The organism is Photorhabdus viridis (assembly GCF_040256935.1).
Classification (GTDB): domain Bacteria; phylum Pseudomonadota; class Gammaproteobacteria; order Enterobacterales; family Enterobacteriaceae; genus Photorhabdus; species Photorhabdus viridis.
On the sequence record NZ_JBEJZY010000145.1, the window covers coordinates 1 to 1457 of the forward strand.

The following is a 1457-nucleotide window of genomic DNA, read 5'->3' on the forward strand; positions in this document are numbered from 1 at the left end:
ACCCGGCGGTATGTGAATCGGTGGTATTGGCGTTGGGAGAAGCGCAGGATAAGCGTCTGGTGGCTTATGTGGTGGCACCCGTGGACGAGGGGCTGGCGAATAGCCTGCGTGCTCATCTGAGTGCAACTTTACCGGACTATATGGTGCCGTCAGCCTTTGTGCGGCTGGATGCGTTGCCGTTGACCCCGAACGGTAAGTTGGATCGTCGTGCGCTGCCGGCGCCGGACAGCGAGGCTTTTGCCCGTCAGATCTATGAGGCGCCGCAAGGAGAGAAAGAAGTCACATTGGCGGCCATTTGGCGTGAGTTGCTGGACATTGAACAGGTCAGCCGGCACGACAGTTTCTTCGCACTGGGCGGTCATTCACTGCTCGCGGTACGGATGATTGAACGCTTGCGTAACCTGGGGCTGACGTTGGCGGTGCGTGACCTGTTCCAGTCGCCGGTGTTGTCTGAACTGGCTCGAACATTGGGGCAGCACCGGGCTGTGGTGGTGCCGCCGAATGTCATTACGTCAGCGACGACGACGCTCACCCCAGAGATGTTGCCGCTGATCGATCTGACTCAGGCTGACATTGACCGTATCGTCAGGCAAGTGCCGGGCGGGGTGGCTAATATTCAGGATATCTATGCCCTGTCGCCATTGCAGGACGGTATTTTGTTCCACCATTTATTGGCAAATGAAGGGGATCCGTATCTGGTGGTCAGTCAGATGGCTTTTGCTGAACGCGCCTTGCTAGACCGTTATTTAGCGACAGTGCAACAGGTGGTTGATCGCCACGCTATCCTGCGTACCGCCTTTATCTGGCAAGGATTATCTGTGCCGGCTCAGGTAGTTTGGCGTCAAGCCACATTATCGGTAATGGAACTGACTCTGGATCCGACTGACGGACGGGTTTGCGATCAGTTAATGCAACGTTTTGACCCTCGTCATCATCGTCTCGACCTGAGCAAGGCACCGTTATTGCGCTTTGTGGTGGCGCAGGAAGCCGATGGCCGCTGGATTGTTCTGCAATTGCTGCATCATCTGATTGGTGACCATGAAACGATGGAAGTGATGCACCGGGAAGTCCAGATGTATCTGACGGGGCAGGAGGACCGTCTGCCTGCGCCAACACCGTTCCGCAATCTGGTGGCGCAGGCCCAGTTGGGGGTCAGTCAGGAAGAACACACTCGTTTCTTTACTGAGCTGTTAGCTGAGGTAGATGAACCGACATTGCCGTTTGGTTTGACGGAGGTGCACCGTGATGGTTCGCAGGTGACGGAATCCCACCGCATGTTGGCACCTGAGCTGAATGATCGTCTGCGTAGTCAGGCTCGGCGTTTGGGCGTCAGTCTGGCGGCTTTATGTCATCTGGCCTGGGCGCAGGTGTTGTCGCGTACCAGCGGGCAGGAGAAAGTGGTGTTCGGCACGGTGTTGTTTGGACGGATGCAGGCAGGGGACAGTGCCGACAATGGC

At 56.8% G+C, this 1457-nt stretch carries 1 protein-coding gene; it reads left to right on the plus strand.

The annotated features are described in order from the left end of the window. On the plus strand, positions 1-1457 hold a 1457-nt coding region (locus ABR397_RS22580), incomplete at both ends, for a condensation domain-containing protein (protein WP_350307669.1).